The 20,304-nt window shown below is 42.8% G+C and carries 12 protein-coding genes; 5 read left to right on the plus strand and 7 right to left on the minus strand.

Annotated features, from left to right (window positions below):
- Window positions 1-99 precede the first annotated feature (99 nt).
- Window positions 100-720 (plus strand): aminoacyl-tRNA hydrolase, encoded by a 621-nt coding sequence (gene pth, locus SK086_RS01495; protein ID WP_324689277.1) that lies wholly within the window; start codon window positions 100-102, stop codon window positions 718-720.
- A gap of 46 nt (window positions 721-766) precedes the next feature.
- Here the strand turns inward: pth and SK086_RS01500 are convergent, their stop codons facing one another.
- Window positions 767-3,439, minus strand: a complete 2,673-nt coding sequence (locus SK086_RS01500) for a zinc-dependent metalloprotease (protein WP_324689279.1) — start codon at window positions 3,437-3,439, stop codon at window positions 767-769.
- 216 nt (window positions 3,440-3,655) lie between these two features.
- On the opposite strand from SK086_RS01500, the gene SK086_RS01505 reads away from it, so the two are divergent.
- From SK086_RS01505 to SK086_RS01515, 3 genes are all read left to right on the plus strand, one after another.
- Entirely contained in the window at window positions 3,656-4,588 is a 933-nt protein-coding gene (locus SK086_RS01505; protein ID WP_324689282.1) for a bifunctional riboflavin kinase/FAD synthetase, read from the plus strand.
- 154 nt (window positions 4,589-4,742) lie between these two features.
- Window positions 4,743-5,828: a biotin synthase BioB gene (bioB, locus tag SK086_RS01510; RefSeq protein ID WP_324689284.1), complete on the plus strand. Its 1,086-nt coding sequence runs from the start codon at window positions 4,743-4,745 to the stop codon at window positions 5,826-5,828.
- A gap of 101 nt (window positions 5,829-5,929) precedes the next feature.
- Window positions 5,930-6,790, plus strand: coding sequence for a cupin-like domain-containing protein (locus SK086_RS01515; protein WP_324689286.1), 861 nt, complete (start codon window positions 5,930-5,932; stop codon window positions 6,788-6,790).
- Between the two features lie 63 nt (window positions 6,791-6,853).
- Here the strand turns inward: SK086_RS01515 and SK086_RS01520 are convergent, their stop codons facing one another.
- Entirely contained in the window at window positions 6,854-13,933 is a 7,080-nt protein-coding gene (locus SK086_RS01520) for a T9SS sorting signal type C domain-containing protein (protein WP_324689288.1), read from the minus strand.
- A 591-nt stretch (window positions 13,934-14,524) separates the two neighbouring features.
- Here SK086_RS01520 and SK086_RS01525 point away from each other — a divergent pair.
- On the plus strand, window positions 14,525-15,007 hold the full coding sequence (locus tag SK086_RS01525; RefSeq protein WP_324689290.1) for a regulatory protein RecX: 483 nt from the start codon (window positions 14,525-14,527) through the stop codon (window positions 15,005-15,007).
- Window positions 15,008-15,107: 100 nt separating this feature from the next.
- On the opposite strand, the gene SK086_RS01530 is transcribed toward SK086_RS01525, so the two are convergent.
- The 5 genes from SK086_RS01530 to SK086_RS01550 all read right to left on the minus strand — a co-directional run bounded on the left by SK086_RS01530 (window position 15,108) and on the right by SK086_RS01550 (window position 20,165).
- Entirely contained in the window at window positions 15,108-16,325 is a 1,218-nt protein-coding gene (locus SK086_RS01530) for a beta-ketoacyl synthase N-terminal-like domain-containing protein (protein WP_324689292.1), read from the minus strand.
- Window positions 16,326-16,591: 266 nt separating this feature from the next.
- The gene (gene bioA, locus SK086_RS01535) at window positions 16,592-17,863 is read right to left on the minus strand and encodes an adenosylmethionine--8-amino-7-oxononanoate transaminase (protein WP_324689294.1); all 1,272 of its coding nucleotides are present in this window, start codon (window positions 17,861-17,863) and stop codon (window positions 16,592-16,594) included.
- 41 nt (window positions 17,864-17,904) lie between these two features.
- Window positions 17,905-18,543, minus strand: coding sequence for a dethiobiotin synthase (gene bioD / locus SK086_RS01540; RefSeq protein ID WP_324689296.1), 639 nt, complete (start codon window positions 18,541-18,543; stop codon window positions 17,905-17,907).
- A 36-nt stretch (window positions 18,544-18,579) separates the two neighbouring features.
- Window positions 18,580-18,981 (minus strand): GxxExxY protein, encoded by a 402-nt coding sequence (locus tag SK086_RS01545; RefSeq protein ID WP_324689301.1) that lies wholly within the window; start codon window positions 18,979-18,981, stop codon window positions 18,580-18,582.
- Window positions 18,982-19,022: 41 nt separating this feature from the next.
- On the minus strand, window positions 19,023-20,165 hold the full coding sequence (locus SK086_RS01550) for an aminotransferase class I/II-fold pyridoxal phosphate-dependent enzyme (protein ID WP_324689303.1): 1,143 nt from the start codon (window positions 20,163-20,165) through the stop codon (window positions 19,023-19,025).
- Window positions 20,166-20,304 lie beyond the last annotated feature (139 nt).

Genomic DNA, 20,304 nt, shown 5'->3' on the forward strand with positions numbered 1-20,304 from the left:
CACAGATTTAACGGATTAATCTCTGCTAATCCTTGAAACCCTAAAAATCTGTGGCTGAAATTTTTTCCTCTATCCTAATAATTAGTTTAATTTTGTCCCATGAAATGGTTGACACAACTCTTTAGCGGTGAACCCAAAGAGCAAAATACAAATATGAAGAAATACCTTATCGTTGGTTTAGGAAATATCGGCGCCGAATATGTAAATACCCGTCACAACATTGGCTTTAAAGTGGTAGACTTTGTAGCCCAACAGCAAGGCTTATCGTTTGAGACCGCCAAATTGGGCGCCATCGCCGAATACAGCGTAAAAGGCAGAAAACTGATATTACTCAAACCCAACACCTACATGAACCTCAGCGGTAAAGCCGTACACTATTGGATGGAAAAGGAAAACATTCCTAAAGAAAATGTATTGGTAATTACCGACGATTTGAACTTGCCTTTTGGCACCATTCGCATCAAAGGCAAAGGCAGCGATGGTGGTCATAACGGTTTGAAAAACATTCAACTGTTATTAAACTCTACGGAATACCCAAGGTTTCGCTTTGGCATCAGTGACCAATTTAAAAAAGGCCAACAAGTAGATTATGTGCTAGGTGAATGGAACGACGAAGAAAAAGCCAAGCTCCTCGAGCGCTATGAAGTGGCGAAGCAAATCATCGAATCGTTTGCTTTGGCCGGTTTAAACAATACCATGAACAGTTTTAACGGAAAATAAAAAAGGGAACCAAATGGTTCCCTTCCTTTTATCTGTTGCTTGCGAATTACTCTACAGCAATTCTTTTTACAATTTTGTTGACACCGTCGGAAACAGAAACCAAATAGATTCCGGTTTGCGCATTGTTCAACTGGATATTTTCATTGAAAGCCCCTTCGCTGTTATAGCTGTTTTCAAATATTTTTCTTCCTCTCATATCAAATACTGTTACCTCAATAGCTGAAGTAGCTGCCTTTGAAAACTGCAAGGTAAAGTTCCCGTTGTTCGGGTTAGGGAAGATACTGAAATCTGTTAAGGTGTTTTCAGGGGTATTTAAAGTAGCGGTAGTCGAACAAATTTCGATTGACCAGTTACCCAAAGAACCTGTATCACCATTATAATTGTCGTTAGCTAATAATGACCACGTACCGTTCATTGGTTTTCCATTGAAAGCAGCCAAAACAGTAGCCGGTGCAAAAGTTCCGGTTAAGTTAGCCGCACAAACAATAGCCGGAGAAGCATCATTAAACAACACATTGAAACCGGTTGTAACTTGGTTACAGTTTCTGTTTAACAAAGCCACTTGCGTTCCGTCAGGATGATTCATGGCTACAATCAAATCCCAGAAATAAGTATGGGTTCCGGCCAAAGTAACATTCACATCAGAGATGGTTCCTGTAGCAGGCACATTGATTGTTTTTTGCACAGTAGCTCCCGGAGTGTTGGCTGCTAATCCATCCGGAATGGCCAAAGTAGTGTTGTTGGTATAAGTGGCACAAGTAGACGTAAAGGTATATCCTAATGCAATATTTTTAGATACGGCATAGAAAATATTCCCTACCGCTTCAATCATAATTCTACAGTTTGGCGCTGGTGTAGTAGGCAATGTAATTGCTTGAGTACCGTCGTTTGGTGTGTTTGAAACTAATGTTGTAAAAGTGGCGCCACCATCGGTAGAAAACAAAATATTTACGTTGGTGGTATTGATTCCGTTACCGGTAGTCCCTGCCACATTCCAGGTAACTGTTTGTGTGGATCCCGGATTCCAAGAAACGTTTGCCACATTAGGACTGGTTATCGCAAAAGCACCGCCACCATTAACAACAGTTACAGTCATAACTCCGGTATTGGTTTGTCCGCCACCCAACACATTGTCTCTCACGGTTAGAGAAAAGTTCAAAGTTCTGGCTACCGATGATACCGTTTCCCATGTATTCACCAACTGATCGTTCAACACATTTTGGAAAGGAGGCATAAAACGTACCGGTGAAGCACTTGGCACTCTTGATCTCCAGTTAGGACCGTTTGTTTTGGTAGGTGATGGGAAAGTTGATGTTCCTCCCACTGTAGTGGCGTCATCGTTTTGTTCCCAGCAATAGGTTAAATTTTGACCTGCTGTATCCGATCCTGTTCCGGTTAATTTGAAAGCAGTGCTTATCGGAATAGTATAGTTTGCTCCTGCTGATACGGTTGGTCTAGGATTAGTAGTAGTTATGTTGGTTGAAACCGGACATGACTTACCACTTAAGTTGGTTTGAATTTGCAATATACTTCTGTAAGTAAAATAATCATCAGAGTTGCCTTGCATATCCGTACCGCCACCACCAATTCCGGCATAAGCCATGATGGTTGATCCACTACCCGGCTCCACATTTACAGCGTTGTTTTCGGCTGTGTGGGTAAAAGTATGGTTGGCTCCCATTTGGTGACCCATTTCGTGAGAAACGTAATCAATATCAAAAGTATCTCCCATTGGCACTCCGTCGGCAGGAGATGTAATTCCGCTTCCTTTTTGATTGTTCACACATACACAACCAATACAACCGGCACTTCCTCCACCACCTGTGGCACCAAACAAATGTCCGATGTCGTAGTTGGCTTCACCAATAACTGCTGTTAAATTAGCTTGTAATTCCGCATTCCAGTTATTCATTCCGGAAGCCGGTGAGTAAGGATCGGTATTCGCATTAGTATAAACTACCAAGTTATTGTTGGCGATAATAATTAATTTCACTGCTAAATCTCTCTCGAAAACACCATTACAACGGGTCATAGTAGCATTCATAGCCGCTAAAGCTCCGGCAGCACCTCCGTGATAAGTTCCGTATTCACCGGTACAAGACAAAGCCAAACGCATAGTTCTGTACACTTGGTCATTAGATTGTACTTGGTTGTTAATGCCTTGACGTAATCCGTTCGCCATCGCTACATCTTCGGTAGCACAAACAAACGGTAAAGACGATTTAGTTCTGGTTTTTGAGTCGAAGACTACATAAACCGAACGGTCTTTGGTAAAAGGCTCAATAAACTCTGTTCCATTATCGGCTCTGAATACCATAGTTTGGATTCCTTGCGGCGAGAAACTTAAGTTTAATAAGGCTGTTGGATCAGTAACTCCTTTGCCAACATAAGCTCTGATTTCAGGAAACTGCGTTTGCAATTCAGGTGCAAAGTTGGATGATTCCCAAATTAAAAAAGACTCCAACTTCCCGTTAATATTGGGTAATTGGATTTCAACACCGGCTTGTCCTGAAGCTCTTTCAGCAACATTGGCTAATGTTTGTTTAAATTGTTCCGCATTGAATTGCAACAATTTCTGATTGGCAGAGTAAGTAGTTTCTCTGATTTTTTCTGCGGTAATTACTTTATCACTGCTCAATACTTGCCACGGACTGTTTCTTTGAGCGGAAACACCTGACATTGAAGCGATAAAAATTACTAAAAGTAAAATTTTTTTCATTGTGGTATGGTTAAATAAAACGTAGCCAAAGATAGTTATCTTTCAATCATTTACAAAGATCAATGATGATTTTGCGTTTTTTTACAATCATTTTTAAGAAACCCATTATAAATTGACTTATTGATTGTAATTCTTCTTTAACAGCTATTATCTACGAGAAAATTACCATAATTGGTTTGTAACACTTATTTTTGCGGCAATATCATTTGTTTATCATTGAAAATAGTTCACTCCATACCTTCTTTTGTTGCCGAAAAACCGACTATAGTGACCATCGGTACCTTTGACGGCGTGCATTTGGGTCATCAAAAAATAATCGCCCAAATTACAGCTGCAGCCAAAGACAAGGATTGTGACAGCTTAGTACTGACCTTTTTTCCACATCCCAGAATGGTTTTGCAAGAAGGTACCGAGATGAAGCAACTGAATACCATCGAGGAAAAGACCGCTCTGTTAGAACAGTTAGGCGTTGACCATTTGGTTATTCATCCTTTCGACAAAGCCTTTTCCCGAATGACCGCAGAGGAATTTGTTAAAGAGGTTTTGGTGGACACTTTCCGATTGAAAAAAATCATCATTGGTTACGATCATCGCTTTGGCAGAAACCGAACCGCTGACATCAACGACCTGATTACTTATGGTGAAACTTACGGATTTGAAGTGGCTCAAATTTCGGCCGAAGAACTCAACGCTGTCTCTATAAGCTCTACTAAAATTAGAACAGCACTGAACGAAGGCAATATCGAATTGGCCAACAATTACCTCGGTTATCCTTATGCCATTACTGGCAAAGTAGTGAAAGGCCAACAATTAGGCAGGACTATAGGCTACCCAACTGCTAATATTTCGGTACAAGAAGACTACAAACTCATTCCGCAAAATGGCGTGTATGTAGTACAGAGTACTATTCAGGAGAAAACTGTATTCGGGATGATGAACATTGGCAATCGACCAACCGTTGATGGCACTTCGCAAACCATAGAAGTTCATTTCCTGGATTTCGACCAAGACCTTTACCATCAAACCATCCGTGTATCGCTTTTAAAACGGTTGAGAAGCGAACAAAAATTCCCATCGCTTGACGCTTTAAAAAACCAATTGCTTCACGATAAAAGTGACACAGTAAGTTTTATCGCTTCATTGCGTTAAACGCTATACTCTGATCTACTTTCCAAAACATCCTCAAAGGCTAACGCAATACAAGCTGTAGTTTGCTCCTACTTTTCACTCTTCCTTTTGTTCGGAGCAAAATTGTAACTTACATACAAATTGCCTACTTTTGGAGCAATATAAATTAGCACCTATGAGTATTACCAGACACAATTGGACTAAAGAAGAAATTATCGCTATATACAATAAGCCATTAATGGACTTGCTTTACGAAGCTGCCACCATACACAGAGCCCATCACGATCCAAACGTGGTACAAGTTTCCACTTTGCTTTCCATTAAAACGGGTGGTTGCCCGGAAGACTGCGGTTATTGCCCTCAAGCCGCGCGCTACCACACCAATATTGAAGGCAACGATTTAATGACGGTAAACCAAGTAAAAGCGCAAGCCCTCAGAGCCAAATCTAACGGTTCTTCCCGTGTTTGTATGGGTGCCGCTTGGCGCAATGTGAAAGACGGAGAAGAATTTGATCAGGTTTTGGAAATGGTAAGAACCATCAATAAACTCGACATGGAAGTGTGTTGCACTTTAGGAATGCTAACCGAAAACCAAGCCAAACGTTTGGCCGAAGCCGGATTATATGCCTACAACCACAACTTAGACACTTCGGAAGAATACTATAAAGAAGTGATTTCCACTCGTGGTTTTGAAGACCGTTTACAAACCATTGAAAATGTTCGCAAAACCAATGTTACGGTTTGTAGTGGCGGTATCATCGGAATGGGTGAAAGTATTGAAGACCGTGCCGGAATGTTGGTGGCTTTATCTACCCTAAATCCGCAACCCGAATCAGTACCGATTAACGCCTTAGTGGCCGTTGAAGGTACCCCTATGGAAGATGAAAAACCGGTAGAAATTTGGGAAATGATTCGCATGGTAGCGACTACCCGTATCGTTATGCCGGAAACCCAAGTGCGTTTGTCTGCCGGAAGAACTGAAATGTCTCGCGAGGGTCAAGCCATGTGCTTCTTTGCCGGAGCCAACTCTATCTTTGCCGGAGACAAATTATTGACTACCCCAAATCCGGATGTGAATGAAGACATGAAAATGTTTGAGATGTTAGGATTGCAACCGCAAAAACCGTTCATCAAAATCATGCAACCTAAAACGGTGGAAGCCGAAGATTCTCAGTACAAACCGTTGGGAGAAAAACCAAAATGGTCTCGTCCGGGTCACGTTATCGAACGCAACTTAGAAGCCTCAACTAAAGGAAAATAAGTTAACATAATCCTAAAGATTTATATTTTATAAACCTTTTTTTAACTTTGCTCTCGGTATTTCTTACCGGGAGTTTTTTTTATCTTTTACCTGAACAGTCTATGTCGTTAAAACTTACAGAAATTGAACGCGTAAAAACCATATCCAAAGCTGATTTTTACAACTTGTATGTAAAAAAACAGAAGCCGGTAGTAGTTGAACAACTCACGGCAGATTGGCCGGCTTATGAAAAATGGAACCTGGCTTACATCAAGGAAGTCGCCGGCGATAAAACAGTGCCTTTATACGATGACCGTCCGGTTTCTCACAAAGACGGTTTCAACGAAGCGCATGCCCATATGAAGATGAGTGATTACATTGACTTGTTACATGCCAAACCTACCAATTATCGCATTTTTTTATACAACTTGATGAAAGAAGTTCCGGTATTGAAAAACGATTTCAAATGGCCGGATATCGGATTAAAATTGGTTAAACAATTACCGATGCTGTTCTTTGGCGGCGAAAACTCTAAGGTTTTCATGCACTACGACATTGACTACTCCAACATTTTACACTTCCATTTTCACGGCAAAAAAAGATGTGTTCTTTTTGCGCCCGACCAAACACCTTATTTATACAAAGTGCCTCATGCCTTAATCTCGAGAGAGGATATTGATTTTGATGCGCCCGATTTTAACCAATGGCCGGCACTGGAAAAAGCACAGGGCTTGGTAACCGATTTACAACACGGTGAAATGCTTTACATGCCCGAAGGCTACTGGCATTATATGAAATATGTGACTCCGGGATTTTCAATGAGTTTAAGGGCTTTCCCGAGACGATTGGGCAACCTGTCTAAAGCTGCTTATAATGTGTTCATCATGCGTCATTTTGACAATTTGATGCGCCGTTGGAAAGGACAAAAATGGATTGATTACAAAAACGAACAAGCCGTTATAAGAACAAACAAATACGCCTAAAAGCAGGAATCCGAATGGTGAAATAATTCGGGAACCAACTTTTAAGCGTACCTTTTTCTTTGTTTATAAAACTATCTTCTTGGTAATCGTTGCTTTGTTTTCTAAAGTAACTTTGACAATCAAAGCTTGATTGCTTTGGGTGATATTACTTCCGGTGAAATTCAGACTGTCTAGCCCTTCAGCTCTCAGCAATTCTCTGCCTAAAACATCGTACACCATAACCTCTTTAATGTTTTCGCGTTGCGAGGTAACCGACAATACGCCGTTGCTTCCGGATACTACAACTGTATTAGCCAAAGCCTCAAACTCTCCGTTACTCAAGGTGCTGTTGGTGTATCGAATGATAAAACGATTGTCAATGATTCCTTTATTGGCTGTAAAAGCGTATGGCGACTGCTTCAAATCGTGAATCACATTCAACTCCAAATCCTGCAAATAAATATTGATGTCGTCTACAAAGATACCGTCTGTCTTTTTGATAGCAATGGTATGGCTTCCGTTCGACACTATATTGATTCCCATCGGCACTTGATCGTTGATGTCAAACGGCAATGGTCGCCCTTGGATGATGAATGGTTTTTGGTCGATTAACGAATACAAGCTCACTTTACCTCTAGGCGCAAAGAAACAATCATAAGCACTGTCGTAAGCCAAAGTAGAATTGGTAGAATATCCTAACAAAGTCGTATCTACTTGTCCGTCGGCGGTATTGACAATGTCTAACCAAATTCGGTTTTTCTCTTCAGTTGGTAAGTCGGCTGTCGGACTCATCGCTGTATTGGCGTTTCTGAAGAAGACAGAATTGTCATAAATCGCATCGGCAGTGCCTAAACGCAAACTGTTGTTAAAGGTTACATTATCGGCATAAGTGTCCGGACCGGTTGAAAATAAAGTTCCGGCACTGTGTAACATATTCACCATAAAGCCTTGTCCGGAAGCAATTTTTCCGCTAAAGCTAGGCTCCGTCGAACCCAAACTGTTGTACATTAAATAATCCGGCAAGTAAGTGTAGCCAAAATTATTGTAATACGGATTGGAAGTATTGGACAATCCTAAACCGTGACGCCAAATCCAAATGGCCGGCTCAATTTTAGTAGCATTCAATGCCATAAATTTATCAGCATCAATAGCTGACGGATACGGATTCCCTACCAAATTCCAATTGTCATCGTATTTGGTGGTTAACGCATTGGTAGTATTTACCGGATCGGCATCGTAATCGGCGCCGTTATAAGTACCGCGTTTAATTTGAAGCGTCAACAAACCGTTGTTAGGTTTTCCTTGGCGGAAAGTATGCGTAGCGGTTATTGGCGTGGCCGAACCGTTAAAAGTACGGGCTATATACCCTTTTCCTTTTTGCATAATGCCGGCGGCGGCTTGCCAGTTCCCCATGGTGCCGTTAGTATTTACCAAAGTCGGATTCCATTGGTAACGGTAACCGCTTGGCAAGCCCGAAACATTGTAGTTGTCAATTGGAGAACTCCAATATACATAATCCACATGTTTGGCTGTGAAACCTCTTCTCACTTGGAACTTGGTAGTTGTACTGGTGTAATCTCCGGCGTTGGTGTCGGTGTCATTTACCTGAATCAACTGGGCATCATCGTCTATTAAAATGTTCCCATTATTGGTTAAACGATTGTTCACGCGAATGTAATCGCCTACCGAAGCCGTTAAGGTTCTTCCGGTAGCCAAAGTCAAATCGCCCGAAGCTACTAAATCATTAGACACCGAAGTAGTGAAGTTGTTATCCATCAATACATTGTAAAACACTTCTGTTCCTAATGGGGTAACGGCATTGATAATTTGCGGTGTTGGCGCGCCTACAAAATGCACGGTTCCGTTACCTTCATCAAAGGCATTATTGTTTTTGTTGTTGGTCCAATTACCGTACAAGTAAATTTGACCGTCAGATGTAGCATTGTTCCCGTCATTCATATCTAAAGCAGCATCGGCTACCGTATTGGCGATGGTTAAATTGCCGTGAATTTCCAACTTATTGTTAGCATTACCTGATATCTCTAAGGCTTCACCACTTAGGGTTAAATTTTTGGCTTTAGCAATATAATTTTGATAAACGGCAAACGGTGCCGTTGCGTCTACCACTGCCTTACGATCAAGTGTATTGTCGGGAATCAAAACATCCACCGTAGCATCCGGCACTATTAAGGTATCCCAGTTTTCACAGTTGAACCAGTTGGTATCTTTGCGACCGCTCCATCTTCCGTTGATGTATATATCGGTATCGATAGCCACTAACGTACAATTGCCTTTGTAATTGTATCCTCCGGTATCAAAAGCAGCGTTATCGGCGTAGGAATCCCAGTTGGCCTGATTATTAATTGACGCAATCCAATCAAATTTTCCGTTCGTTAAAGTTGAAAAATCGGGATTGTTAGGATCGTCATATTTTACAAAACCGTCTCCAAGAGGGGCTATGGTACTGAAACATTCTTTTTGCGGATACAAGGTTGACCATTTGGTATCGCCGGAAGCTCCTCCCGGTGCGGCATCCCAACCACTTTCGGTCCAACCGTACAACACATTACCGGTATAGGTTGATGCGTGGCCGGTATCATTGGTCCAAATCCCGCCTTGCATAAACCAAACGTCGTCGTCTGAATTCAAATTAAATCCGGAACCTCCAATGGCCGATTTGGTCCAGTTGGTATCGATGGCTCCGCAAGTATATACATCATAATGGCTACCGCTGGTTACATTTCCTGTTGTAACCGTAGTTTGAATGGTGATTATGGTTCCTTTCGGCAAAACGGCTCCTGTTCGTGTAATAGTAATTACGCCTTCTGTTCCACCCCAAAGGCCGGCAGTTTTTCGCTCGTAACCATTATCCGTAATAAACAAAGTAGTTCCCGGTAACAAATCGCGGAAACAAACAAAACTGATCAAGTCGCAGCCCGAAGGTGCTTCGGTATTGGTGTTAATGGCCAACACGGCTAAATCGCCCGGCGTTAAAACAGTAACCACCGAAATATCAAACAAAGTACTACCGGCTCCGGTTAAGCCAACAGCAGTAGCACCCATAGTATAATCGGTACCAACAACGGTATGAATAATTCCGGTAAACGTTGCAACTCCGCCAACAGCCGCTACAGTGATAGGGGCTCCGGTCATGGTTCCGGTACTTGTTAAGCTAACATTGCCGGTGAAATTGATATCTAAGTTACCGCAATTATCTGTAGCCGATACCACCACGTTAGCCATGGCGCTATTAACGCCGGTGGTGATTGGTTGGGTGGTAAACAATAACTTAGTGGCTACCATAGACAACGCATTCCTGTCGTTGGTAGAAGATTGTGCGGTAAAAGTGGTCTTCCCTGAACCTGACGGGTCAAAAGTTACATTTGCATTTGAAATGGTAAACACAAAATCATCGGTTTCCAAGGCACCTGCGCCTAACGGACACTTCAATGTTAATCGCAATGCCAATAATTTTTGAGTGCCATCGGCTGCAGTTGTGCTAAATCCAGAAAACTGAATTTGGTTAGCATTCACTACACCATGCGCCAAAATGGTTCCCAAAGAAACATCTACCAAAACAATATCTTCTATGGCTTCATTCCAGTTCCCTATTTCGTCTGCTGCAATTTGTGTAATGATCAAATTGGTCATGGTAGTCGGCAATAAATCCGCATCGGCTGTTGCACCACCATCTCTTAAATTAAATCGCCATACTTCTACCCCATCGGTTACTGAAGCTATGGTGCCTATATTAGTACTCGGAATGGTTAGTGGTTCGGACGGGCTTACTCTTAAAATATCCGAAGCAGCACTGCCTACACAAGTTCCGGAGAAGTTTAACACATAGCTACCTTCATCGGAATCGTTATTGGCAAAAGTGATGCTTCCGCTGTAAGGCCCCGGAATTGTAGGGGCAAATACAATGGTAAATGTGGTTGTACCGCTATTGGCTATCGAAATAGGATAAGTTAATGCCGGATTTAAACTGAATGGCGGATTTCCGGTAAAGGTATTTCCGGTGATGATTAAATTTTGATTGCCTAAATTTTCTATGGTAAAAGTTACCGAAGTTGAAGCGCCTGCTGTGGTATTGGTAAAGACATAAGGTGTTCCGCCCGATAAGTAATTGGTTGCGCCTTGTTTGATGTTGATCTCAGGATCACGTAAACCTCCTGTACAATGGTTGGTGGTTGGTAATGCCGTTATGTTAGTTAGTGTTAGCGTATTGCCGCCCAAAGGACTTGTTCCGGTGAGCGACCAAGCGGTGCCGTCCCATTGTTGGGAAAGCGAAGAGCCCGGTGCCCCGTTAATGTCGGCTGTTACATAATTTCCGGTAAAGGTATATGTAGCGGTAAAAGTGTTGACTTTGGTAATCGACCAATATCTGGAAATAAAATTAGTTGTGGCCGTCATGTTAGGATGCTTGGCATCGACTACCGAAACGCCTAAATAATCACCGGTTCCTAATCCTGTTTGAGCGGTGATGTTAATGGTAGCCGGCGTGTATTCCATGGTGCCGGTTTTGTCGCCTATCGGATAAGTAAAACTACCCAATGCTGTAAACTCTTTACTCAATATCCCGCTATTTTCGGCTATAACGTAATTAGATGCACTTGCTCCGGTAATTGTAGCAGCCGCTTTCAAACTCATAGTGTACACATCTAAATCGACAATCCCCGAGGTAAGTACTAAACCGTTATTAATGGTTAAAGCGGAACCCAGTACACAGCCAATAGCGCCCGAAGTTCGGTTTACAGTAAAAGTTCCTAAATTTTGAAATCCTGTGGTAAAGTATAAAGTACCAATACTTCCTATTCCGTTTAACGTTAAGTTGGAAGTAGTTGTTCCTTTAAAAGTACCCAGTCCCGAAATGGTGTTGGCCAAGCCGGCTGTTCCAATGGTTAGATTTCGGCTGTTGATATCAAAAATATCTCCGGCATTGCTAAAGCTGATGGCATTGCCTCCTTGAGGCGCCGAAACAACATAAGGTCCGGTTCCAATTAACTGTACTGTGGTACTACCCGAAGCCGGTTGAAACACTACATAAGGAAGTGTTAGGGTGGCCGAAGCCGTCACGGTTTGGCTGGTTCCGGTAAAAAAGACAGCCCTATCATTGCCGTTAAAAGTTCCGGTAACGGCTAAGTTTCCACCTATTTTGATATCGTCTCCTGCGGATTGCCCTAACGACAAAGTTCCGGTAACCGACACGTTTCCGCCTACAATCAAAGCACCTCCGGCAGAAACACTCCCATAGTTCATGTGTAAAGCAGCGGTGGTAGCACTAATGGATAAAGACCCTGCCATAGCTTTGATGCCTACCGCTCCCGAAGCTGCTCCGTTGATATAATCTAACACGGTGTTAGCCGTTATTGTAACGTTATTAGGATAACCCGGCGTTACTCCGATGGTTCCTACGCCCAAAGCACGCCATTCAAATCCTCTACCGTACAAACCGCCGGTGCTGTATTGCAAAGTAGAAGCGGCGCCGTAAATAGGCGAATTGGTATTCACAAAACCATTGGGATTAATTCTTAAAGTTCCGTTTACGGTAAGCGCATTGGCTACCGCGATGTCAATTCCGTTGTTCAACGTTAAGGTTCCGTTTACCGGACCTACTGCCATGTTTAAACGGGTTGGTGAGCTGGCCGAAATGGTTACGTTAAACGGCGGATTGGCTACCGGCCAAAAGGCTTGTCCGGCATTCAAGTCGTAATATGTACTATTGGCATGGCTCATCACCAAGGTACTGGCCCCGCCATATACAAAGTTGTTTCCGGTGGCATACCCTCCGTTTTGGATGGTAAAAGTTCCGTTTACGGTGGTGCTGCCGTTGTTGGTATAAGTAAAGGCTCCGGTAGATAAACCGGCTCCTGCATTGATTACAGTAGTGGTTCCGGCGTTGCGAGTAATGGCTGCTCCACTTGGGGCATTGTTGGTTACCAAGTGCGCAATAATTACGTTATCTGTGTTGGATGGCACCACACCGCCTTGCCAAGTAGCTCCTACATACCAGTTCCCGTTGGCCACTGTAATGCGCACCGGATTGGTAATGGTTTGCGTTCCACCGGCTGTTGCGCTGCCCGATTTGGTGCCCGAGGCAAACGTTAAGTTGGCATTGGCAATGGCATTGAGGTTGATGGTATTGTTAACGGTAGCGCCCGAAGCTATATTGGCGGTAACCCAAAAATAGCCCACGCCTACCGGAATAGATTGCGTTAAGCCTGTAAAGTTAAGTGTTTCACCACTGCCGGCTGCTGCCGAACTCAAGGTGCCCAAAGCCGTAGCCGACCCAAAAGTATTGGTTGCACTGTACCAAAGGGTAAAGCCCGAAGCCGCAATATCGGCCGCTTGGTAATTGCCCGAAGTGGTAAACGAAGCCGTGTTTAGAGTAGCTGCTGCATTGGCTACGGTGACTTGAAACGACGACAAAATATGATTGGTAGTCCCTTGACCTACCGTATTGGCTGTGATTTGGGTACCGTTGTCGGCTAGGGTTATTGTTGGTCCTGCAAGAGAAGCGACACCATTAATCACTACATTATCTATACTAAATGAACCTCCCGAAGCTTCTGCATTCCACCCATAAAAACGAAAAGTTACAGCTCCGGACAAAACATCATATGCTGAACCAAGTGTTATTGTACTACCAGTATTTGCTCCAGTCGAGGCATCTGTAACTTGAAAAACATTGGTTGCAACAACTGATAAATTAGCATTTGCAGGAGAAACACTGGCAGGCAAATTTGCCCCATAAGTATCTAAACTTGATCTAACTGCATATTGTCTAATCCCTGTACTAGAACGTTGAAGTGTAAACGTTATTGTATTTATATCTAGAATATATCCTAATGCAGGTGTAATGGTAACTTCATAGTATTTTCCTGTATTTAATGAGCCTGTAAATACATCAGAAGCATTAACTGCACCTGTATCCCATGATATATACGAAAATCTTGCAGCAGCATTTGGATTCATGGAAGCTCCTACAGACAAAAAAGACCCAAAAGTAGCTCCTGTAGCTGTAGGAACAGGTGTAGGGTCAGTTTGTCCTGATGTTGTAGTTAATGACGCAAAGTCGTAAGTAGCCGTAAAAGCTTGTCCAAATGAACTTTCAATCCCAACCAATACAACCGTTAGGGCAACGAGTAATTTTTTAAATGTCATATAAAAATGAATCTAAGGTTTCATAGACACTAGTTATTTGTGAACGAACTACTTAGCGCAGCGCACACCAATAAGGGCCAAGTAATGGCAAGGTAGGATTTGGGCTTACAAAGCTACATCTAAATTAATAATTTACAAGCGGTTTGTCTTAAGAAATTGTCATCAAAATGTAATTTTTACCGATAATGAAACGAAAGCCCTACAAAGCTTCCGTTTCTTGCAAAGTTTTCAATGAAATGTCAGGGTATTGATTTGAAAAACAGCATTTTAAGAAGTGTTTAAGGAGTGGGTTACGGGTTGCGGGTTACGGGTTGCGGGTTTTGGGTTTTGGGTTGCGGGTTTTGGGTTGGTATTCAACTTTGAACTCGAAATTATCTTCTGGTCAACAACTAATTCTTTGGAACACGGATGAAACAGATACTACGGATAAACACAGATAGAAAATCCGTGAAATCTGTGAAATCTGTGAAATCTGTGGCTAAAAAAAAATTGTGAAAATCTTTATAATCCGTGGCATCCGTGTGCTAATCCAAAGCAACCGGTTTCCATTTTCTAAATAATCGTTACTTTTACACCTATTCCCAAGATGTTATGCCTGAAAAACCAACCCTTGCCGAAGCCACACTCAAACTGGAATATTATTGTTCCTACCAAGAGCGTTGCCATCAGGAAGTGTTGGATAAGTTGTACCAACTGGGCATGAAAAGTGACGAAATTGATGCAATCGTTGTGCATTTACTGCAACACAATTTCCTGAACGAAGAACGTTTCGCCCGCAGTTTCGCTCGGGGCAAACACCGTATCAAATCTTGGGGCAAAATCAGAATCGTTAACGAACTCAAACAAAGACACATTTCGGCACCCAATATCAAAGCGGCTTTAAGCGAAATTGATGACACCGAATACTATCAGATTTTTGAGACCTTGGCGCAACGCCATTGGAATAGTTTAACCGAACGCGATGGACAAAAAAAGAATAAAAAATTCTGTGATTACTTATTGCGAAGAGGTTGGGAAAGTCAGCTGGTGTATGAGAAGATGAAGGAGTTTGGGTCTTCGACAGGCTCAGACTGACAACTGTATAATCAATTGTTTATTCGTAAAAGAAGATAAATTACATTTCAAACACCAAACACAATCGGCTGCACAATGTCACCCTGAGCTTGTCGAAGGGCTACTTTGAAAGCAAAACACTCACCGCATTACCACCGAAACCTACGGCATTCAGCAGTACTTTGCGGATGGTTTTTCTCGGATTAGGTTCCGCTACATAAGGAATCCCGATAAAGGTTTGGTATTGGAGCATGAGCAAAGCCAATTCGAGGTTCAACATGCCGGAAGCGCCAAAGGTGTGCCCGATTTTCCACTTGTTGGTGGTAAGCATCGGCAAGCTATCGCCAAATATTTTTTGTATCGCTTTGTATTCTGAAGTGTCGCCTTTCAACGTACCCGGCGCGTGCATGACTATGGCATCAACTTCTTCTAAAGGTGTATTTTCCAACGCCATCGCCATTGATTTTTGAAAACACAAGGCTTCTTCAGAGATGGAAATGTTGTGTTGTAAGTCGTCCGTAGCATAGCCCATTCCGGTAATGTACCCTAAAGCTTTTGGGTTATCGCCTACTTCCAAACAGGCTACAGCAGCGGCTTCGCCCAAGACCATCGTATTTTTGGTTTTGGTAAAATCGAAGGCGCGACAAGGGTATTTGAGGGAAAGGTCTTCGACAGGCTCAGACTGACAATCTGCTTCTTTATTGGTTTGATTGCTACAATCAGGATTTGCATAAATCTTCAACGCTTGCATTTGCGCCAAGGTAAAAGGCGTTAAAGGTGCTTCGCTGCCGCCTACTAAAAATTTAGTTGCCATCCCCGATTGCAGCCAAGCCACGGCATTCAACACGGCATGTAAAGCTGTAGAACACGTAATGGAATGCGAGATTTCGGGACCGGTACTTTTTAAGTCGTGGGCAATCCAAGAGGAAATATTTCCCAAGGTTGTGGTAGGCGAAGTTAGGGTGGCGGTTTTGCCGGTTTCGATAAACTCTTTGTGGTATTTCTCGAACAGTTGCGTAGCCCCGCGAGACGAACCAATGTTGATCCCGAACACATCGCCCGATTGCCAACCGGCTTGTGCCACTGCTTGACGAGAAGCCAAAATAGCCATGAGCACGGTTTCGTCTAGGGCTTTGTATTTGCTGTCTTCTTTACGCAAGGCGTCGATTTCCAAACGCAGTGCTTGCGGGATGGTAGCCACCAAACGACTTTGCCCATCGAACACTTGGGTAGTAATGAGTGTTTCGGGCGAAAGGTATTGTTTCCATATCAAGTTGGCCTCATTCCCCAAAGGAGACATAGAAGCTAGCGAGGTTATGGCGATTTTGTTTGTTAACATGGCAGTCTATTGTGGAACAAAGGTAGTTATTATTGGGGAAAGTTAGAGGTTACGCGTTGGGAGTTCAATTGGCATTGGGTGTAAGTTACAGCTTTCAACTTCAATCAGCCCTTCGACAAGCTCAGGGAGACAATAGTGCTTACGATTGTGATTGTTGTAAATTGAAATTGTTGTTGTCTTGAGCATAACCTCTCGAAAAATAGCAGCTGTCAGTCTGAGCTTGTCGAAGACCAAACCTACAACTCGCAACTTATAACCCACAGCTTTTAAACCAACTCCACAGCTTGTTCCACAATATTGTAAACCTTTTCCAGTTGTTCGGTGGTAATAATGTACGGCGGTAAAATGTAAACGATGTTGCCCACCGGTCGCAAAATCACGCCGTGTTCGATGAAGAAATTGTAGAGTTTCATGCGCATGGCACCATAGTAACTTTCGTTGGTGTCGGTTTTGATTTCGAGGGCGAAAATCACGCCTTGCACGCGGGTGGTTTTCACTTTAGGATGGCTTTGCATTTTTTGGGCAAAAGACAAATGTTGGGCGTTAATGCGGGTGATATTGTTTTGCATTTCGGGCGTTTCCAGCAAACCGATGGCGGCCAAAGCAGCGGCACAACCCGTTGGATTAGCGGTAAAAGTATGGCCGTGAAACAGGGCTTTGTTGACATCGCTGTCGTAAAAACCATCGAAGATTTGTTGGGTAAAAGTAGTGATGGCCATCGGAATCGTTCCGCCAGTTAGGGCTTTGGACAAGCAAAGCATATCGGGTTTGTTTTGCAGGTAATCTGAAGCAAAAGTTTTGCCTGTTTTCCCGAAACCGGTCATCACTTCATCGGCTATGGTAAACACTTGGTGTTGTTGGCAAAGGGCGATCATTTGGTCTAAAACCGCAGCTTCATACATGACCATACCGGCGGCACCTTGCACCAGTGGTTCGAAGATAAAGGCGGCGAACTCGTTGGTTTGTACCAATTGGGTCAACGCTTGTAAAGCTTCGGTTTCTTTCCCGGGCACAGGCACCGGAATGCGCACCACTTCGAGTAACGAACCTTTGAAGGCTTCGGTAAAAAAAGTAATGCCGCTGGACGCCATAGCGCCAAAAGTATCGCCGTGGAAAGCGTCTTCAAAAGCAATCACTTTAGTGCGCTTTAAACCTTGATTGTAATTGTATTGCAAAGCGGCTTTGAGGGCGACTTCGACCGCGGTAGAACCGTTATCGGAATAAAAAATACGCTTTTGGTTGGCGGGTAAAATCGACAATAATTTTTCGGATAATTCAACCGCTTTGTTATGGGTAAAACCGCCGAATAAAACGTGTTCTAAAGTGGTCAATTGGTTGTAAATCGCTTCAGCCATCACTTTGTTAGAGTGACCAAAAGGGTTCACCCACCAAGAGGCGATGGCGTCGATGTATTCTTTGCCGTTGTCATCCCAAAGCAATGCACCTTCGCCCTTTACAATAGCCGGTAAAGGCCCGGTGGTTTTGTGTTGGGTGTAGGGATGCCAGTTGTATAGTTGGTCTTTTTCGGATAGTGTCATTGGGCGTGAAGATTGTTGATTAACGATTTTTGATTTCAGATTTACAAGCGCGTCAAGTTGTCTCGAAACTTATCGGCGTAATAGGCAATCACATTGGCGTCGAAGTAGGGTTCATTGTCAATTCGGCCAATCAATTTAACTCCGGTTTTGTTGAGAATGATGGTTTCTGTAGCTTGGTTTTCATCACCTGAAAAAATAATCCCGGCTACGGTAATTTTTCGGTTTTTAAGCGCTTCGATAGTCATTAAGGTATGGTTGATACTGCCTAAATAATGTCGAGACACGACAATGACTTTATAATCGGGACGGATTAAATCGATGATACAATCGGTATTGTTGAGCGGAACTAATATCCCGCCGGCGCCTTCAATAACCAAGTGATTGTTCGTCACGGGTTCTTTGATTTGATTTAAATCGATGGTAATTCCGTCTAACTCGGCGGCTAAGTGCGGACTGGCCGGCGTGTTGAGCGCATAGGCGTTGGGATGGAATTGGGAATTAGCACTTCGACTTCGCTCAGTGTGACAAGAAATAAGGTTTTTGACTTTGTGCGTGTCGGAAAGTTCCAAATCGCCTGCTTGAACGGGTTTCCAATAGTCGGCTTCCAAAGCTTGTGTTACTATGGCGGAAGCGACTGTTTTCCCTACATCGGTACCGATACCTGTGATGAATAGTTTCATATAATTAGCCACGGATAAAACGGATTGAACGGATTATCACTGATTTTTTAAATTATTTTTTTTTTCATTAATATAAATTAGCCTTTTAAACTCGGGTTCTTCACCGAAATTTAACAGTAAGCCAACTTCAATTGGAGTAGCTTTAAGATAATTGATTGTTTGAGCTACATGGACATTCATAATTAATTGAGTTGCTTTTAATTCAACTATTACTTTATCTTCCACAACCAAATCTGCATAATATTCCCCTACAAGTTGTTCTTTAAAATAAACTTTAATTGGTTTTTCAATTTCAACTTTATAGCCTTTCTCCTTTAATTCAAAATACATTGCATTCTTATAAACTTTCTCTAGAAATCCATAACCCAAATGATTATAAACATCAAAATATACTTTTAAAATACCATCAGTAATTGGTTTGTGCAATAATTTTGTCATTTGCAAACTGTATAAATCAGTAAAATCTGTTTCATCCGTGGCTAAAACACAAAGGTAGCTAACAATTCCAACACATTCAAGATTTCCATTTCGGAATTGTAGCTGTGCAGGCAAAAGCGGAGGCGTTCTTGGCCTTCGGGTACGGTTGGTGACAAGATGGGTTTGACATCGAAGCCGTGTTGTTGCAATTGTGTAGCGATGTGTTTTACTTTATCATTGCCGGGTATGATGGCGGATTGTATAGCGGATTTGGAATACACAAACATTGGTTTTAATCCTAATCGCAATTTCTCTTGATTGAAGAAAATGATATTATTTTTCAGCAATGCCAGAGTTTCCTTTTCTTTTGCTAAATGTTGGTAAGCCACTAAAATGGTAGCCACACTGTGCGGAGACAAGCCGGTAGTATAAATAAAACTGCGGGCAAAGTTGACTAAGTAGCTTTTGAGTTCGGCACTGCCTAAAATAGCAGCTCCGTGACAACCTAATCCTTTGCCGAAGGTCATGATGCGCGCAAAGACTTGGTCTTGTAATCCGGAGCTTTGGACTAGGCCTTCGCCATGTTCTCCGAATACGCCGAGTGCATGGGCTTCATCGACCACTAAGTAGGCCTTGTATTTTTGGGCGAGTTGGGTAAGTACTTCCAAATTAGGTGAATCGCCGTCCATGGAGAAAACACTTTCGGTCACCACATAAACTTCGACAGGCTCAGTTTGACATCGTTTGAGTAATCCCGCTAGATTCTCAAAATCATTGTGACTGAATTTATACGCTTTGGCGTGACTCATTTGGATGCCGTCGCGGATGGAAGCGTGACACAATTCGTCGTACAGGATAATATCGTTGCGTTGCGGAACACTGCTGAAAAAGCCCACATTGGCGTCGTAACCTGAGTTGAAAATTAAAGCGGCTTCCGCTTGGTGGAATTGGGCGATAAAGTTCTCGGTAACTTCATACAAATTATGATTGCCGGAGATTAAGCGGGAACCGGTGGCGCCATTGGTTTTGATATTATGGGCTAAAAGATACTGATGCGTTTGGTGAAAGAGGTTTTCGTTATGCGCAAAGCCGATGTAATCGTTAGACGCGAAATCGACTAAAGACTTGGCTTTGGGCAATTGACGCAAGGCGTTGTTGGCTTGGCGCTGTTGGAGTTTGGCTTGAAGGGATTTTGGCAGTTCCATGACTACAAATATAAGGAAAGGAGAGTGGTTTTTAGCCCGGATGGGAACGGCATCCTTTTCATTTTGTTTGCAAAACGAAATAAAAAGATACAGTGGACAGCCGGAATAGCTCCCCATAAAAAAACCCAACCTTTTACAA

Source organism: Flavobacterium cheonhonense (assembly GCF_035671315.1).
GTDB classification, from domain to species: Bacteria; Bacteroidota; Bacteroidia; order Flavobacteriales; family Flavobacteriaceae; genus Flavobacterium; species Flavobacterium cheonhonense.